Source organism: Bacillus sp. JJ1503, from assembly GCF_036965125.1.
GTDB lineage: Bacteria > Bacillota > Bacilli > Bacillales > Cytobacillaceae > Cytobacillus.
The window spans coordinates 15,823-34,608 of sequence record NZ_JBALOZ010000192.1 but is presented as its reverse complement, the minus strand read 5'-3'; the positions used below and the strand labels follow the sequence as shown (position 1 = coordinate 34,608).

The window sequence follows — 18,786 nt, the reverse complement described above, 5'->3', positions numbered from 1 at the left end:
GCTGGACATAATACTATTTGGCTCCCGCCATTACTGCTTCAATATAAAGTCTTGGATTCATTAACCCATCTGCGGCTATTTGAACATATTCATGAATTCCCTCTGCCCCTAATCCGAGTGCAATCGTCAGAGCAGTCAGGCATCCTAATGGAAACATTAAACCTTTCGTTGTTCCCTTTTCCATTTCCTTGCTTAAAGCCGTTTCGCCCCAAAAAACATTCATAAAGATTTTCATAATCGAATACAAGACCATTAGACTCGTTAATAATCCAATTCCACCTAACCAGTAATACCCAGATTCAAATGTTCCTCGTGTAATGAAGACTTTTCCCAAGAACCCGCTTAATGGTGGAATACCTGCTAACGATAAGGCGGCGATAAAGAACATCCAGCCTAAATAAGGATGATTGCGAATGAGTCCGCTTATTTCCTTTAGCTTACTTGTACCCGTAATGACGATAATCGCACCGCCTAAAAGGAAAATAAGCGCCTTAATTAGGATGTCATGAATGAGATAGTACAATGAACCCATTATGCCGTTCGGGGTTAGGGAAGCAAGTCCAGCGATAATAAAACCTACCCCTACAATCACGTTATACGTTAAGATTCTCTTGATATCCCAATAGGCGATTGCTCCAATGGCTCCGAGTAGCATCGTTAATGCGCCAAGAATCCCAATGATGAAATGGGTAACCTCTGGCTTATGATAGAAAACAAGTGTAAACGTACGAAATAAGGCGTAGATCCCCACTTTTGTTAAGAGCGCCGCAAAAATGGCAGCGATGGCTGTTGGCGGTGCACTATATGCACCTGGCAGCCAGAAGAAAAGAAAAAGTGCTGCCTTCATGCCAAAAACAATTAAAAATAATAGGGAAACCGTTGTCAGCAATCCATCCTGCCCGGCCTCAGCCACTCTCAAAGATAAATGAGCAAAATTTAATGTCCCGAGCATAGCATATAGATAGGCGATAGCCACAAGAAATAAAGAAGACGATAAAACATTGATCAGGATATACTTGATGGACTCCCGAAGCTGTAACTTTGTTCCTCCTAAAGAAATCAGTACATAAGATGAAATTAACATAACCTCAAAACAGACAAACAAATTAAATATATCACCTGTCAAAAACGACCCGTTCACACCGGTAATTAGAAATAAATAAAATGGGTAAAAATAATGCTTCTCCCTCTCCGCTCCAATTGAATGAAAGGAGAAGATCAAGCAAAAGAGCGCAACGATGCTCGCACTCATAAGCAAAATGGCTGAAAACATATCCGCTACAATACTAATGCCATAAGGAGGGGACCATCCTCCTGCCTGAAGTGTCTGAATTCCATTCACTTTTATCTGACTCATTAATGAGACAGAGACAACACCTATAGCCATGATGGCCAGTATGCTAAGCAAGCGCTGAAAAAAAATGTTTCTCCGGAATAGGATTAAGACCAGCCCGGCAATTAGCGGAATGATGATCGGCAGTATAACAAGATTATTCATCCATATTTCCCCTTAATTGATCCATATCATCAGTCCCTACTGTTTTATACGTTCGGTAACTAAGCACTAAAAATAAAGCAGTCACGGCAAAGTTAATGACAATGGCTGTTAAAATAAGTGCCTGTGGCAATGAATCCGTAAATGTTGTGTTGATCCCGCCTAATAAAGGCGGACCGCCCTTCTTTAATCCACCCATGGTTAGAATTAACAGATTGACCCCATGGCTGATAATCGAAGTTCCTAAAATGATCCTAATTAAGCTTTTACTTAAAACTAAATAAGTGCCAATCGAAAAAAACAGGCCTACTAGAATCGATATAAGTGTTTCCATCTCTACCCATCCTCACTTATACTCAGAATGATCGTGACAGCTGTGCCAATAACAGCTAAGGCAACACCCACATCAAAAAGCACAGCCGTAGCAAGCTCTGTTTTTCCGAAAACAGGAAGGTTAAAATAACCAAAGGTTTGGTTTAAAAACGGTTTCCCGAAAAAAATCGAGATCATCCCAGTAAGAACAGCAAGCAGAACGCCGAAACCAGCTACTTTCTTGAAATCGACTGGAATGTTTTTTCGAACGGTTTCAATATCGAATGCGAGGTAGAGAAGGACGAGCCCTGCAGCTACACTCAAGCCGCCGATAAATCCCCCTCCTGGATTATGATGGCCTCCGAAGAATAGATATATAGAAAAGGTTAGAATAATAACGATGGCCATTTTAGTCACTGAACGCAAAATTACATCATTCGGGTTCATTCCTTAGGACCCCTCCCTGCTAATTGAAGCTTTATTAACGTATAGACTCCTAGACCTGCAATACATAGGACGAGAATTTCCAGCATTGTGTCTAATCCACGGAAATCAACAAGAATAGCATTCACGATATTCTTTGCCCCTGCAAGCGTGTAAGAATCCTCAAAGAAATTCGAAATAGATGCGAAAAGCCGATGATTATTTGCGGCCAAAGCAAGTAAAGTGACGATGACGCCAACCCCAAGAGAAATAATGAAATTCGTCATCTTAAATGATATTCTGCTTACTTCCTTTCGCAATTCCGGCAAATGATAGAAGCATAGCAGGAATAAAGCAGCCGTCACGGTCTCCACAACGAGCTGTGTAAGCGCCAGATCAGGTGCCCGGAAAATAACAAAGAACAAGGAAACGAGATAGCCTAGTCCGCCAAGGGCAATAATGGCCGTTAATCTTGATTTTGAAAGAAGGACAGCAAAGGCTGAAAAGACCATTGCGATTATTAATCCGCCTTCATAGATGCTAACCTCTGCATTATTTGAATATTGCATGGTAAACCCTTTTGAAAGCCATAAGGAACTGCCAAGAACTAGTATGAAGAAGCCAAAAATATAGACTAAATAATCCCTGATAGACCCTGTCATATATCGATTGGTTACCTTTAATGAAGATCTTTCCGTTCCTTCTAACGACAGGTTATACAAGTGATTCAGCGATAAGGATTTAGGAAAGAAATCATAAAGAAACGTCCAGCGCTTACTAAATTTATACATAATGGAACCAAAGATAATCACACCGAGTGTCATATATAATTCTGTATTCCATCCATGCCACGGCTTGATCGTTACATCCATCTCACTTAATGAAAGTCCAGGCAAAACCGCCATTAATGCAGGCTGAAGAAAGTTTTTCGAAACGACATTTGGGAAAAAGAAAATAATAATGACAAACAAGGCTAAAATGATCGGCGGAATCAACATGCCAATCGGTGCTTCATGGGCAACTTTATCTAATTTCTCTGGCCGATGTTTGCCAGTAAAGGTTTTAAAAACAAGAATCATACAATAAATAAACGTAAACACACTTGCAATCCATGCAACCCATGGAATGATCAGACCAAATGACTTCATCCCAAAAACCGGATGCTCTGCTGCCGTTAATACACTTGTAAAAAACATCTCTTTACTCAAATATCCATTAAATGGAGGAAGCCCAGCCATCGAGAAGCTTCCGATAATTGTTAGAGTAAATGAGATAGGCATCAGGCTCATTAATCCGCCTAATTTGCGTATATCACGCGTTCCTGTTTCATGGTCAATAATCCCAATTACCATAAATAGACTACCCTTAAAGGTGGAATGATTAATTAAATGAAACATAGCCGCTAATACCGCAAAAGCATAGACCGTTGACTCATCCCCAAGACCAAAATACAAAGAAGCAGAACCTAATCCAAGAAGAGACATAATCAAACCTAATTGGCTGATGGTCGAATAAGCTAGTAATGCCTTTAAATCCTTCTGATTGACAGCGTTAATGGAGCCATAAATTAACGTGATGATCCCAACCCCTGAGACGATCCAAAACCATTCACTGCTTCCGCCGAAAACAGGTGTAAATCTAGCTACTAAATAAATGCCGGCCTTCACCATGGTTGCTGAATGTAAATAGGCACTTATTGGAGTAGGTGCCTCCATTGCATCTGGGAGCCAAATACTAAATGGAAATTGGGCTGATTTTGTAAAAGCTCCTAAAAGCAGCAAAATCATAGCAGGAAGAAATAATGAATGGTCTGTAACAACATGAACCATGTTCAATATTTCACGTATGCTATATGTATCTGTCATTATGGATAGCATAATGAGACCCGATAACATCGCAAGTCCGCCAAATATCGTAATCAGCATTGATTTGAGGGCACCATATCTAGAGTTTTTCCGTTGATACCAATAGGCAATCAGTAAAAACGAAGAAATACTCGTTAATTCCCAAAATACATATAAAACTAAAATATTATCTGAAAAAACGAGGCCTAGCATTGCACCCATGAATAAAAGCATATAAACATAAAAATTATGGAGTGCTTCACGCTCTTTTGACATGTAATAAATCGAATAGAGCACAACAAGCGTCCCAACTCCAGAAATTAACAGTCCGAAAATAAGCGACAAGCCATCCAAATACGTTGTTATATTAATATTTAATGAAGGAATCCATGGAAGCGATTGGGAAATTGTATGTCCATTGGAAATGACAGGAATATACTGTAGCAAATACAGAAATACTGTTAGCGGGACAAAAACGACAAACCAGCCCGTATGAATTCGTGGTGTAACCATTTTATAAATAAAAGGTGTTATTATAGCAAAAATAAACGGCAGAAAGATCATGAAAGGTAGCAAAGACACAATCAAATCCCCTCCTAACAAAGATTTTATTTCTATTAATGTTCTATTAATGTTTGTTTCATCATTCATTATTAGTCTTTGACAGCTACTTCTTATATAATGGCTACATTAGTGATTATGGTTATTAGCCTTGTGCATGTGAACGGGTTTTATTCGGGACGAAAACAAGAAAGAGCAAGAATATATAAAGCGGATTGATCACCGACATTATTCATGAACAAAGCTTATATAATAATGGAAATAGATTGACTTGACACAGCTGCATGAGATATATTCAAACATAGTTTAATCGAATCTAATTTCTATTAAACGCATCTAACTCGAGGTGAAATGAAAATGAAAAAAGTAAAGGGACGTATGGACGAAAGCATCCTCGTCTGTGTATACTATGGACCAAATGGTGAACGCCTTATTCAACGCGGCTGTAAAATTGCGAGCATGCTTAATTGCCCTCTGTATATTTTAACCATTGATCCTTTGCCCTTTGATGACCTGGATGCAGAAAAATCAGATTATATTACTAGATGGCAGCAAATAGCTGAACATCATCGCATTGAGGAATTTATTTTAAAAGATAATGAAAAGCGGCCTGTCTCTAAAGTAATTGCAGAGGTTGCCCGTGAAAAGCATATTACTCAAATTATCCTAGGCCAGACTGCCCAGAGTCGCTGGGAACAAATAGCTAAGGGCTCCATTATTAACTCCTTGCTGAAGGAAATTCCATTTGTTGACCTGCACATCATTTCTGTTTCCCGTGCTCTTAGAGATCAAGAAGGACTTTTCGAAAAAGGGGTCCGTGCATACCTAGTTAAAGAAGAGAATTTTTATCGCCTAAGCTTTATTCATACAAAAGAAGCCGAATTTGAAGGGATATTCTTTAAGGAACAAGGTACAGACTTCAATAATGGTGTTTTCAAATTCATGAAGGGCAAAGAAACACTGCAAGTCGTTGTAACAGAAGACATTGTCAAGGACCTTAAAAATGTTAGAATGACTGACCCAATTGATGCAGATAGCGATTTACAATAATAAGATTTAGAACACTTCCAGTTGCTTTCATGAAACTGGAAGTTTTTTTGTTCTGCCGATCATCTAATGTTACATAAAAATAACTTACCAAAAAATAAGTAACANNAATATTTGGAAAGTGATGATTTCTTTCGGAATAACTTTTCTATTGGGTTGAAGTCTTCGAAGCTGTAATTGTCTTTACGAATAGATTCCTTGCTGCCGAGCCCAAGGAATCCTCCCTGACTTAGGCTTTCATTAAATAATTGAAGCACATGTCCCTGAAGGTCAGTATTGAAATAGATAAGGACGTTCCGGCAAATGATGACATGAAACTCATTAAATGATCGGTCCGTTACTAAATTATGCTGAGCAAAGACGACATGTTTTAGTAATGCAGGATTTAAATAAGCAGCCTCCCAATCAGCTGTATAATATTCGGAAAACGACTTTTTGCCTCCTGAAAGCAAGTAATTCCTTGTATATAACTGCATTTTCTGCAGAGGAATTATTCCTCGCTCTGCTTTGGCTAAGACTTTTTCATTCATATCGGTTGCATAGATTTTTGTTTTGTGCCCAAGCCCTTCCTCCTCCATCAAAATGGCCATGGAATATACCTCTTTCCCAGTAGAACAGCCAGCATGCCAAATTCTAATTTCAGGAAGATCTTTTAGAAATGGAGTAACCTCATTCCTAAATGTTTTGAAAAAGGTAGGGTCCCGAAACATCTCCGTCACATTAATCGAAAAATCGCTTAATATTTTTTCTAAATATACTTCATCATGAATAATTTTCTCCGTCAGACTGGTAATACTCGGTAAACGTTCCTGGGTTAATCGGTATTGCACCCGTCTCATGATTGAAGATCTCATATATTGGCGAAAATCATAGCCTGATAGACGAAAAATAGCTAATAACAATAGTTCAAGCTCTACATCCTCTATACTAACTTTAAACATTCTTCATCATCCCAATAATTTTCTTTCTAAGATAACCACACTCGCATAACTGACAATAGCTGATCTAGTTTTAGCGGCTTGCTGATATAATCTGATGCGCCAGATTCTATGCATTTTCTGCGGTCATAATTCATGGCTTTTGCTGTTAGAGCAATAATGGGCAAATCCTGATATTCTTCAAGCTCACGGATTCTCCTCATCGTTTCATAGCCGTCCATAACAGGCATCATAATATCCATTAACAAAATATCCACTTTTTCTTCTTTTACCATCGTGTCTAAACACTCCATGCCATTTTCGGCTGTTAGAACATGCATGCCTTCTTTTTCAAGTGCATTTTTTATCACATAAATATTCCGATGATCATCGTCAACAACGAGAACCGATTTTCCTTGTAAAACCGTAGAAGATGGGCTAACTTCCTGTTCATCATTAGGCAGATTTTTAATGGATGCTTCAATAATAGATTCAAAATCTTTGGCAGAAGCAGCTTCAGTAATCACTGTTTCCTCTGCTTTTTTCGGTAAACCATCAGGTAGGCTTGGAATAAATAAAGTGAAACTGCTGCCCTTCCCTTCTTCACTCTTTACTTTACATACCCCGCCAAGAAGCTGAGCAAACTCTTTTGTTATAGATAATCCGAGCCCTGTTCCACCATACCTTCTCATTGTTGCTCCATCCACCTGCTGGAAGGCTTCGAATATCTCCTCCTGCTTCTCTATAGGAATTCCAATTCCTGTATCTGAAACAATCACCTTTAACCATGTATCTGAGGAATTCGCTTGAGGGAAGCTGCTGATCTCATGGCTGTGCGCTTTTTCAAAAGTAACAGAAACAGAACCGGAATCAGTAAATTTAAAGGCATTTGAAAGTAAGTTTTTAATCATTTGCTGAAGGCGCTGTTCGTCTGTAAATATTACTTCTGGTACACCTTCAATCTCAGTAACAGTGAATTCAAGATTCTTCTTCTTAGCGAATTGAACAAAGTTCCGTTCCAAATGATCAGTAAAAACACTCATATTCACTTCTTCAAAGTGTATCTCAAGCTTCCCAACCTCCACTTTAGAAAGGTCAAGAATATCATTTATTAAGTCTAGCAAATCCTGACCGGCTGAATGAATAACCTTAGTAAATTCGACTTGTTCTTCATTAAGGCCATGATTCGGATCATCAATCAGCATTTCTGAGAGCAGCAGAATACTATTCAATGGTGTACGAAGCTCATGAGACATGTTGGCAAGAAATTCAGTCTTGTATTTCGAACTCAGCATTAGCTCTCTAGCCTTTTCTTCAAGTGCTTCCTTTGCAGACCTCAGTTCCTCCGACTTCAGCTCTGCATCATTTGTGCGTTCTTCTAATTGCTCATTAATCATTCGGAGCTCTTCCGCTTGAGTTTGCAGCTCCTCTGATTGTGACTGCAATTCCTCAGATTGCATTTGCAGTTCCTCTGTCTTTGTCTGCGAGTCCTCCAGTAAACGGGCAATTTCCATTCTGCCTAATATATTTGTAATGGCGATGCCTAGCGTGTCCAGCACTTCCTCCAATAGTTTTAAATGAGTAGATGTAAACTCGTTTAGACTTGCCAGTTCCACAACCGCGACGACTTCATCCTTCACCAAAACTGGCGCCATCATAATGCTTCTTGGTGCCACACTTCCAAGTCCAGTATGAATTAGATGATACGTACTTGGAACATCTTTTAGAATATAGTGCTTCTTTTCAACGGCACATTGCCCTACTAGCCCCTCGCCTGGATAAAAAAACTCTCTACCGACATGTTGACCGTCTTCTGCATAGGAGGATTTTTTTCGATAAACCGGCCTTCCATTATTCGTTTCCTTCACATAGAAAACACCAAGATTGGCATTGATTGCATGGGACAATTGGCGAATGAGCTCTTCACCAAGGGAATGAATATTGACATGGTGGCTATACAGATGAATGATGTCGGCAGAATGGCTTTGTATCCAATTTTGCTCCGTTATTTCTGAAATATATTTTCTTTCTTTTTCATTATAGGTTTCTAAAGACGCTGCCATTGAATTAAAGGACTTTGCTATATCTCCGAATTCATCATTTGTATGAATTTCTACCCTTGGGAGCTTGGACAGGTTTTTATAATCAATAAGATTGAGCCCCTTTAATATGATTGCCATCGTTTTACTTGTGCTTCGAATGAGTGAAAGTGTAACAAGGACAATCATCAGTAGGGCTAGAGTAACAGCTGATATTAATACAATGACGAGCTGGGAATGTGTTTTTGTAGCACTTTGGAGTGATTCATCCATTAATGTTTCCTGGTATTCAATAAATTCACCTAAATCGAGTAAAAGCCGATCGCGATTGATTCGTTCACTATCATAAATGGTTTGCATTTCATCAAATTTACCGCTTTTGAATTTTTCAATAAATTCCTTCTCCATCTGATTGTAGGCATTGTAAGATTGTTCAATTTCGTTTAGAACCTCTCTGCCTCTAGTTGTATTAATGGAGGATTCTAAGTTAATGATTTCTGATCTAATGCCATCTTCATTATCTTTTAGAGATTTTTCAATCAGTTCAGGGTTTAGTTCTTCTTTAACAATTAATATCCGCAAAAGCTGGCGATCAGTTTGATCGAATAGCCTTCTGATTTCAGTAGTTTGGTTTACTTTATAGTAACGATCCTTCACAATCTCTAGCATATTAGCTTTTATTAAATTTGCCATAAAAAGGATGACAAACATCAATAGAAGCATAAAAAATATAGTCAAGCCTAAGCTAAGATATTGCTTCCTTTTAAAACTCACTAAATACGCCTCCTTCAAGATGAAATAAGTTTAAGAGGTTTAATTATTTATGAGTGGCAGAATGACTGCTAAAACGTTATGTATGGCCGTTCGGCTAAAATGCTAGCCGAGCGGCCTATTATGGGCTTTTACTGGTTTTGATAAGTCGCTCCTCGGACATCCGTCATCCATTCAAGCTGAATGAGCTTAAGGTGGAATAAGGTGATCGGATCACGGTATAGTTCAGGATTTTCCCTAATTTCCTTCAAAGACTCTTTATTGAATTCAATCTGACTTCCTGATTCCTTCACTGCTTCCTGCAGTTCAGTTAACGGCGGACTAAAAAACATGCTGACATCTCTATCTATCGATTTTTCAAAAAGTTCAAATGGCTGGAAGAATTGTTCTGCAACCGATGCAGCCACTTCGCTGTAATCCTCATTTTCAATAAATTGTTTATATTTATTATGGAGCATTGATTTATTTTGCTGAATAGCTCCGAGCAATCTGCCCGCGCTCTTTAAAATAAACTGTGATGGTGTAAAGCGGTTTAATATATTTATATTTTCTAGATGCACTTTACCTCTCGTCATCCGATCTGCATCTCTGCGCCAATCATCTAACACTTTAAAATCACATGCGAGACTTAGTTTTTCTTCCTCATACAGATCATTAAAGCCCGCACCCATTTCATTCAGGAATTCTTGAGCCTCGGTGAATTCATCACTTGCCTCGTTAATCCACTGATGAATCCCCTTATGGAAGCTTGGCATAATCATTTCATCTAAATGATGACGAATACGATTATTCATTTCAGCATTCAGCTGAACATGGACCTTCCCAAAATCGCTGTCCTCATGTATTAATTCTGAACTCCCTTTAAGCAGTTCAGGAATATCCTCCATTAGCTGAAGCTTTAGATCGTCTTTTATCTTTGTAAAGGACCTTTTCATGACTCGGGCTTTTTCTTCCTCCAAATCACGTAATTGATTGGTCGCTCCTGTTAATTTGGTTACCATCTCATCATTCCATTTAATGGATTCAATGAAACCATTCTCCATTTCCACGCGTCTTTCCAGTAGGAACTTAATCGTTTTGCGAATATAATGCTGAACCTTAGACGTTCTTTTTTCTTCAAGATTGTCGTTATTCGTGATAGATTTCAAGAATTGAGTTAAAGGCTCAAGCTGTTCATCACGGCCAGAATAGGCAAATACTCTTGCTTTTGAAAAATAAGTATTCACTTTCGAAGTGGCACTGTCTATCACTTCCTGCTCCATCTCATTAGAATCTACCCCATTTAACAAGAAATGAATAGGAAGGTCAGGTGCCTGCTCACGAATTTTCACAACCATATCAAGCTCTTCCTCTGTGAAAGCATGATTGGCATTAAGTACGAATAGCAGACTATCCGCGAGCTGCAAATATTGGAATACTTCATTTCTGAATCGGTTCAGACCCGTTATGCCAGGTGTATCAATAAAGGCAAGCTGCTTTTCGCGAAGAAAAGGTGTAGGCTTTTTATACAGGATCACAGTCTGTGCGTTGTCGCTAACATCGGATAAATGAGAAATTTCTCTTTCTCCTTCATCGCCAATCTCCTGTATGCCAACCGTCTCATCATCCTTGAACATCACAGTTGTTGAAATAGAGTCATCGATTATTGTTTCACCAAGTAAATGATTGATAAATCCCGATTTCTCATTGCCAGCGGCTCCGGCAATTAATAGATTAGGAGCCTGAAGATCAAGAAGCTCCTTCACCATCCATTCAAATCGGTGTCCAATCTCGATACCATTCTTCCTTGCCCAAGAGACAACGGACTTGAATAACTCGAATCCATCCGTTAAGCCATTTCGGTCGCGCATTTCTTGGCTAACCTTTTTCTCGGCTAAATTAATCGCTGAATGCTCGATACTCGAAGGGAAGATTTCACTCCATGCTAGGGCAGAAGCAGCTGCAATGGATGAATAAGCAGAATCAGCCATTTTCACCCAGTTGCTTAAATGATTCGGAATTAAATGTGAAATTTCTCTTATTAAATACTTCCCATTAATTAATTCGAAATATGTATCATGATAAACGGCCGAAAGCTCTTTCCATGAATGGGAGCTTCCGCCTTCCATATGGAGAAGGATGTGATTTAATTCTTTAACCCAAGTAAAATATAAGTCTCCATTTCGATATTGATTCCATAAGGAAACAGCCAGTCTTTCAAACTTTGCCAAATCCGCCTTAAATAAAGTGACCAATGCTTCATTGAAATAATTTGGTTCTGTCTTCTTTATCTTTCCATCCTCGACATAAGATTGCAGAATGTCGAACCAAGAAAGATCTCCTGTCCGGATGGATTCATTCACAGCAAGTTCAATGGCATTTTTCCAATCCTGATGCTTTTCAAAAAACGCTTTAGCAATGCTCGTTACATCCCGATAGTCTGGGTTAAAGGAAACAGCCTCCTTGATCACCTCAACTGCAAAATCAAGCTTTCCGCGTGCTACATAAGTGGAAAACAACTGTAATAGCACTTCCATTTTCAGATATTCTGAGTCTGTTTGAATGGACCGGTACAAATCCTCAGCTGTAGCAAGAATCTCTAGTTTAAAATAAGCATCTGCCATATTCTTCTTTGCCCATGGCTCAAGTTCATTATTAATATTCTCCCATTTAAAAATGGCTGCTTCATAATCACAATTTTGGAAGTAAATCTCCCCTTGAGCAAAGCGAATAAAGGAAAGTTCCGATATTGCTTTCCTTTGCTCCTCCATATACAGCTCACCTAATGCCTTGATGGGATGGACATTCTCTTTCCCTTCCACTAATGACTTGTAATAACTTTTTCCTATTAATTGTTCATCTATGATCATCATGCTACCCCCGCAGAATATTTTCACACACTTGATATTTTCACTAATATCAAAACAAGCCGAAACGGCTAAAGCCCAAGAAGCTTCATCTACTTTTTTCCTATCTTTTATTCTAACAAAATATTTTTATGGCAAATTTTCAATTTTGATTACAATATTGTATTCTTATGTAACAAATTAAATAATGGGCAAAAGTCCTAATGCGTCTATCCTAGTTCTTTACCCCAATTGCTTATTTGACAAACCATTTCATTGCGCTTTTCTTTTCATTCTAAGCAAAATTCATTATGATTACAATTTCAGCAGGTCTAATTAATCATAGATGCTAAGGTTATTCCCTTCGATTGATTTACTTGGGTAATAACAGTAAAATAAGAATTAACTACCTACATATAGAAAGGCTGATACCGGTTTGGAACAAAATTCGTCAAACTTTATTAAAAATATTATTATCGAGGATTTGGAATCAGGAAAACATAAAGAAATCATTACTCGTTTTCCTCCCGAACCGAACGGGTATCTTCATATCGGTCATGCGAAGTCCATTGTCATTAACTTTGGTCTTGCCGATGAGTTTAACGGAAAGACACACTTGCGATTTGATGATACCAACCCATTAAAAGAAGATCAGGAATATGTTGATTCTATTAAGAACGATGTAGCATGGCTTGGCTATGAGTGGGATGATCTCCGCTTTGCCTCCGACTATTTTGAGGAAATGTATGATCGTGCAGTTCTACTTATCAAAAAAGGGAAGGCCTATGTGGATGATTTATCTCAGGAAGAAATCCGTGAATACCGCGGCACCCTGACAGAGCCAGGAAAGGAAAGTCCTTATCGCAATCGTCCGGTAGAAGAAAATCTAGATTTATTCGAACAGATGCGTAATGGCGAATTTGAAAATGGCAGCAAGGTGCTGCGTGCAAAAATTGATATGGCTTCGCCGAATTTGAATATGCGTGATCCTGTCATTTATCGAATTTCTCATGCTTCACACCATAATACTGGGGACAAATGGTGTATTTACCCTATGTACTCCTTCGCCCATCCATTAGAGGATGCGATTGAAGACGTCACTCATTCCATTTGTACGACTGAATTTGAGGATCAACGTCCTCTTTATAATTGGGTTATTGAAGAATGTGAAACGAAAAGCAAGCCGCAGCAGATTGAATTTGGGCGTCTTAACATTACGAATACAGTTATGAGTAAGAGAAAGCTTAAGCAGCTTGTGGACGAAGGCTTTGTTGATGGCTGGGATGACCCTCGGATGCCAACGATTTCTGGATTAAGAAGAAAAGGCTTTACACCAGGAGCAATCCGCGAATTTGTTAAGGCAACAGGCATTTCCAAAGGTTATGGCGCAGTTGATGAGGCTATGCTTGAGCATTTTGTCAGAGAAGATTTAAAGCTGACTGCACCGCGAACAATGGGCGTATTGAACCCGCTTAAAGTAGTCATAACCAATTATCCGGAAGATCAAGTCGAAATGCTTGATGCGGAAATTAATCCAGAAAATGAGGAAATGGGTATACGACAAATTCCATTCTCCCGAGAAATTTATATTGAGCAGGATGACTTCATGGAAGACCCGCCAAGCAAATATTTCCGACTTTACCCAGGTAATGAGGTCCGTCTAAAGCATGCTTATTTCATTAAGTGTAATGATGTGATTAAAGATGAAAACGGCCAAGTGGTTGAAATTCACTGCACATATGATCCTGAAACAAAAAGCGGGACAGGCTTTACAGGACGTAAAGTGAAAGGAACTCTTCACTGGGTTGATGCTAAACATGCCATTCCAGCTGAATTTCGTTTATATGAGCCATTAATTCTTGATTCAGAATTGGAAGCAGGAGCAATGGACGATTCTGCAGAAGAAAAGACGTTTTTGGATTATGTAAATCCAAATTCGCTTGAAATCGTTCAAGGCTTTATTGAACCTAATATGAAGGATGTTAAAGCACAGGACAAATTCCAATTTTTCCGTCATGGCTATTTTAACGTGGATCCAAAGAATTCAACGGCTGAGAAACACGTATTTAACCGTATCGTTTCGCTAAAAAGTTCATTTAAGCTATAATGAGTAGCACATTTTTGCACTTTTAACACATCAAAGGGAGGAACCCATAATGACAAACGAAAATGAAAATCAAACACTGCCGCCAAAAACCTGTACAATTGAGCGACTAATCACTTTACCAGCAGACATTGAATTGGTGTTAGCAGGAAAGAAAACGGCTACGCGCCGCAATGGCCGCTATGCAGACGTTGGTGAGATTATGGATCTTCAAGGTCATAAATTTGTCGTTGAAAAAGTATATTCACAATCTTTAGGTGAATTAACGGATGAGCATGCCAAGCAAGAAGGATATGAAACCGTTGAAGATTATAAGCAATCCATTCTATCCTATCACCCTGGCATGCCATGGCTGCCACAAATGAGAGTATGGGTGCATGAGTTCCGTCCAGTCTCGGAATAATCGCATTTTTCATGGATACACTATACCGCTTCATCCTATACATCCATGTAGGCAGTGCTGTTCTATCCATTGGTCCATTTTTCGTTTTAATTCCGATTGCGAAAAAATTGCGGGCAGCCGAACATGAAGTCCAGCTAGCCTACTTGGATATATTCCGCTATTCTGTCCGGCTTGTGAAGCACGCCGGACATCTCCTTGTCGGGAGTGGTGCATTACTCATAGCTATGGGGCATTGGACGTGGAAAACATCATGGATTATTGCAACGTTAGCTGTAATGTTTGGTTCCGTATTTTTTCTAGCCAGGGCTTTTACTCCTATTTTTCGTAGATTTCATGAGCCTGAACAAGATACACAGCAGCTTGTCCAAAAGCTTTTAAAATCAACCTGGCTTTATTTAATCCTATTAATGGTCATGCTCTGGCTAATGGTTGTAAAGCCTTCACTTTGGTAAAGGTCGGTTTGCATTTCAAGACTATCTAACTCTCACTTTTCCATATTATTATCTCAAAATGGTCAGCCTCGGATTAGAGCCTGGCCATTTTTCTTAGGAGTCTAAAAAATTTGGAGGCATTATGCTCTTTGTTTCCAGTTTTCCATGGAAGCCTAAAAATTTTGGAAACATCGCGCTCTTTGGTGCCCTTTTTTCTATAGGAATCTAAAAAAATGAAAGCATCTCCTTTATGGTTGACTGCGTTCATTTTTTGCATAAAACACACTGTATACCATTTAAAATAAAAGCCAGGATGTTATCATTTTCCTTTTGATTCCATTCTGCATTATAATAATAATTGAAATTAAAATTCAGAGAAAAGTTACTTAATTATATGAATCTATAGGGATTGGAGTGGTTTTTAAAGTGGGTGTTACGTTACGAAAAGGACAGAAAGTTGATTTAACAAAGGCTCATCCAGGTCTTGAGGTTGTGGTGGCTGGTTTGGGCTGGGATGTTAGCCACAGTCATTCACAATATGATTTGGATGCCTCAGCATTTTTAGTTGGCCCTTCTGGCAAGGTCCAAAGCGACATGGATTTTGTATTCTATAATAATCCTAGAGGCGGAAATGGTTCGGTTATTTACAGCGGCGATAATCGCACGGGAGCTGGTGCCAGTGATGATGAACAAATTACAATCGAATTAAATAAAGTTCCTCCTTCAATTCACCGAATTGCATTCACCATCACAATCCATGATGCACATGTAAAACAGCAAAACTTCGGACAAGTTTCTAACGCCTATGTGAGAATTTTTAACGCTATGACAAATGAGGAATTAATTCGTTTCGACCTAGGACGTGATTTTACAGTAGAAACGGCCATTGTGGCAGCTGAACTGTATCGCCATAACGGAGAGTGGAAATTCAATGCCATTGCAAGTGGCTTTCAAGGCGGGTTAGCCGCACTTTGCAGAAATTTTGGCGTTCATGTAGATGATGAGCCTGCTCCTGCACAACCTGCTTATCAAGCTCCGCCCATCAATCAAACATACGGAAGCTCTCAGCAAGCACAATCATTTTCAGGCCAACAACATACATCCTATAATCAGCCGACTTTCGGTCAAACAAATACACACAGTCCTTCTTATAATCAACCAAGCTATAATCAATCTGGGCATCAGAATCAGCCTTACAATCAGCAAGCCTATGGACAGCAGGCGAGCTATAATCAGCCTACATATGGTCAAGGATATTCCTCAGGGCAATCTTATGGCGGAGACAATATTAATTGTACCCGATGTGGATCTTCGAATGTAAGAACTGGTGAGAAAGGCTTTGGTCTGGGAAAGGCAGCAATTGGCGGGTTAATCCTTGGTCCTATCGGGTTATTGGGTGGTTTTATTGGAAAAAATCAGCTTAAATTCACATGCAACAGCTGTGGAAACGTCTGGTCTCCTAATCAAACTGATTATACACAATGGGCCAATCAGCAAAAAAGAAAAGCTCAAGAATTATTTGCCCGCTATAAAAGCCAGGATGTTATGGATGCTGTTGTTGCCGCATGTGCACTCGTATCATTAGCAGATGGAAGACTGGACCCATCCGAGCGACAAAAAATGATGGAATTTGTCAATCAAAGCGAAGAATTGCGCGTTTTTGATACAAACAAAGTGATGCAGCAATTTAATTACTTCGTCCAAAAAATCGAACGTGATTCTATTATCGGGCGTGCCGAAGCATTTAGAGCTTTAGGACGTGTCAGATCGAAGCCTGAAATTGCTCGCCTTGTTGCTCGTTATTGTATCGCACTTGGCTATGCAGACGGTCATTTCGATCCTAGTGAAAAGCAGATCGTTTCAGAAATCTGTATGGAATTAGGGTTAAATCCCCAAGAATTTTTATCATAATCTGCGCCATCTTTATGAATCTACAAAGAGCCTTTCAAAAAAAGGCTCTTTTTTTGGCAGGAATTCTGTTTTTTAAGCCTTTCTCCACGGAACTATTTATCCTTATTGGATCTTCCTTTTTTTGCTATGATATACATATCATGAATTAGGGGGAGTCTTTGTGGAGAAACGAAAGCTAATCGTTACCCAAAATTTAAGTGAGGATTTAGTTGAAGCTATAAAAGAAGTTATTCCAGACTGGGAGCTTATTGTTGGAAAAGATAATACAGTTTGGCAAGATCATTTACAAGAAGCGGAAATTATAGCAGGCTGGAAGAAAGAATTAACTGAACATGTGCTATCCCATGATTCTAAGCTGCGTTGGGTTCAATCTTGGTCTGCAGGTATAAATAGCATGCCATTGAAAGAATTCAATAATCGTTATATCCAGTTAACATCGGCCAATGGGGTTCATTCCTTCCCAATTTCCGAGACTATCTTTGCACTGATGCTCGGGCTTACTAGAAAAATACATACATATGTGAAAAATCAGCAAACAAAAACATGGCATCATTCTGGGTTAAAGCTTGAACTGCATGGCAAAACAATGGGTCTCTTTGGGGTAGGGGCCATTGGCAAGGAAACAGCCAAAATTGCCAAGGCATTTGGCATGAATGTTTTAGGATTCCGCCGTTCTGGCTTACCTGAAGAACATGTTGATACGATGTATTCGCTCGATCAGATAAATGAAGTATTACCCATATGTGACTATGTAGTTGTAACGCTTCCGCTAACAGAGGAAACAAAGCAATTATTTGGAAAAGAACAATTTGACCTCATGAAGCCTTCATCCTTCTTCATTAATATTGGCCGAGGCGATATTGTTGTAGAATCAGAGCTTATCAAGGCTCTAACTGAAGGAAAAATCGCTGGCGCAGGCTTGGATGTATTTGAGAAAGAGCCTCTTAGTGAAGATAGTCCTTTATGGGAGCTTGAAAATGTAATCATCACGCCACATACAGCCGGATCAACTGAACATTATGATAACCGCGTCATTAAGGATATTTTTATCCCGAATTTGAAGAGCTATCTAAAGGACGAGAGGCTTCCAATAAATTTAGTAGATTTTCACAAAGGTTATTGAAACAGCAAAAGGGATTACCTCCTTAGAGGAATCCCTTTTTGGCGTTTTGTGTCTGCCCCATCCCCCTTTTCTTCCGTTTCCGGAGCAATTCCTCCAATGCACCTGATCCAAGAACAACACCGGAAACAATGAATAGCAAACCTAATAAGTGAATGGAGGTGATGATTTCTCCCAGAAGAACAGCCGAACCAACTAATGAGAAAAACGTACTTAAATTAATGAAAATGGATGCTTCTGCGGGTCCGATTTTTTTAATTGCTGCATTATAAAACATATGCCCCAAGGCTGTTGAAAGCAATGCCGATGAAAAGAAGGCAACCCATAGAAGGATAGGGGCTCCGAATAACCCTTCAAACCCTTTTGGCTCCTGCCACAAACTAATAAAAAATAAAAGAACACTTCCCAAGACCAGCATATATCCGGTTAATAACCGTGGATCCATTGATTTCGCTGCCTTGCTAATAAGAATAAAGCTTAGGGCTTGTGAAAGAATCGAAAAGAATATATGTAAGTCACCTATCGAAAGACCTGATAACCCTCCTTCACCGGATAAAACGATAAAGGAAACCCCTGCACTTCC

At 39.2% G+C, this 18,786-nt stretch carries 13 protein-coding genes and 1 pseudogene (1 of these 14 only partly in view); 6 read left to right on the top strand and 8 right to left on the bottom strand.

All coding sequences use genetic code 11. The features are described from left to right. Positions 1-13: 13 nt before the first annotated feature. Genes V7149_RS15050 through V7149_RS15035 form a run of 4 tightly spaced genes read right to left on the bottom strand, consistent with a single transcriptional unit; the run spans position 14 to position 4,656 of the window. Positions 14-1,498: a Na+/H+ antiporter subunit D gene (locus V7149_RS15050; protein ID WP_335346427.1), complete on the bottom strand. Its 1,485-nt coding sequence runs from the start codon at positions 1,496-1,498 to the stop codon at positions 14-16. Continuing rightward, entirely contained in the window at positions 1,491-1,829 is a 339-nt protein-coding gene (locus V7149_RS15045) for a Na(+)/H(+) antiporter subunit C (protein WP_335346426.1), read from the bottom strand. The genes V7149_RS15050 and V7149_RS15045 overlap by 8 nt, the downstream gene beginning before the upstream one ends. A gap of 2 nt (positions 1,830-1,831) precedes the next feature. Beyond that, positions 1,832-2,254, bottom strand: a complete 423-nt coding sequence (locus V7149_RS15040; RefSeq protein ID WP_335346425.1) for a Na(+)/H(+) antiporter subunit B — start codon at positions 2,252-2,254, stop codon at positions 1,832-1,834. Further along, positions 2,251-4,656: a Na+/H+ antiporter subunit A gene (locus tag V7149_RS15035; RefSeq protein WP_335346424.1), complete on the bottom strand. Its 2,406-nt coding sequence runs from the start codon at positions 4,654-4,656 to the stop codon at positions 2,251-2,253. The genes V7149_RS15040 and V7149_RS15035 overlap by 4 nt, the downstream gene beginning before the upstream one ends. A gap of 336 nt (positions 4,657-4,992) precedes the next feature. On the opposite strand from V7149_RS15035, the gene V7149_RS15030 reads away from it, so the two are divergent. Continuing rightward, the gene (locus V7149_RS15030) at positions 4,993-5,685 is read left to right on the top strand and encodes a universal stress protein (protein ID WP_335346423.1); all 693 of its coding nucleotides are present in this window, start codon (positions 4,993-4,995) and stop codon (positions 5,683-5,685) included. A gap of 59 nt (positions 5,686-5,744) precedes the next feature. Here the strand turns inward: V7149_RS15030 and V7149_RS15025 are convergent, their stop codons facing one another. The 3 genes from V7149_RS15025 to V7149_RS15015 form a co-directional block, all read right to left on the bottom strand. Continuing rightward, positions 5,745-6,623 carry a CheR family methyltransferase gene (locus tag V7149_RS15025; RefSeq protein ID WP_335346422.1) on the bottom strand — a complete coding sequence of 293 codons (879 nt, stop codon included), beginning with the start codon at positions 6,621-6,623 and terminating at the stop codon, positions 5,745-5,747. Positions 6,624-6,649: 26 nt separating this feature from the next. Then, on the bottom strand, positions 6,650-9,412 hold the full coding sequence (locus tag V7149_RS15020; protein WP_335346421.1) for a response regulator: 2,763 nt from the start codon (positions 9,410-9,412) through the stop codon (positions 6,650-6,652). Between the two features lie 128 nt (positions 9,413-9,540). Further along, entirely contained in the window at positions 9,541-12,261 is a 2,721-nt protein-coding gene (locus V7149_RS15015; RefSeq protein WP_335346420.1) for a dynamin family protein, read from the bottom strand. Positions 12,262-12,670: 409 nt separating this feature from the next. Between V7149_RS15015 and V7149_RS15010 the strand changes: the two genes are divergently transcribed. The 5 genes from V7149_RS15010 (at position 12,671) to V7149_RS14990 (ending at position 18,206) form a co-directional block, all read left to right on the top strand. Next, entirely contained in the window at positions 12,671-14,341 is a 1,671-nt protein-coding gene (locus tag V7149_RS15010; RefSeq protein ID WP_335346419.1) for a glutamine--tRNA ligase/YqeY domain fusion protein, read from the top strand. A 49-nt stretch (positions 14,342-14,390) separates the two neighbouring features. Continuing rightward, positions 14,391-14,741 (top strand): ASCH domain-containing protein, encoded by a 351-nt coding sequence (locus V7149_RS15005; RefSeq protein WP_335346418.1) that lies wholly within the window; start codon positions 14,391-14,393, stop codon positions 14,739-14,741. 11 nt (positions 14,742-14,752) lie between these two features. Next, positions 14,753-15,193 (top strand): hypothetical protein, encoded by a 441-nt coding sequence (locus V7149_RS15000; protein ID WP_335346417.1) that lies wholly within the window; start codon positions 14,753-14,755, stop codon positions 15,191-15,193. Positions 15,194-15,598: 405 nt separating this feature from the next. Continuing rightward, positions 15,599-17,083, top strand: coding sequence for a TerD family protein (locus V7149_RS14995; protein WP_335346416.1), 1,485 nt, complete (start codon positions 15,599-15,601; stop codon positions 17,081-17,083). Positions 17,084-17,243: 160 nt separating this feature from the next. After that, a complete protein-coding gene (locus V7149_RS14990) occupies positions 17,244-18,206 on the top strand; it encodes a D-2-hydroxyacid dehydrogenase (protein ID WP_335346415.1) in 963 nt (320 codons plus the stop codon). A gap of 22 nt (positions 18,207-18,228) precedes the next feature. Here the strand turns inward: V7149_RS14990 and V7149_RS14985 are convergent. Continuing rightward, a pseudogene (locus V7149_RS14985) lies at positions 18,229-18,786 on the bottom strand (DMT family transporter) (it continues 271 nt past the right edge of the window).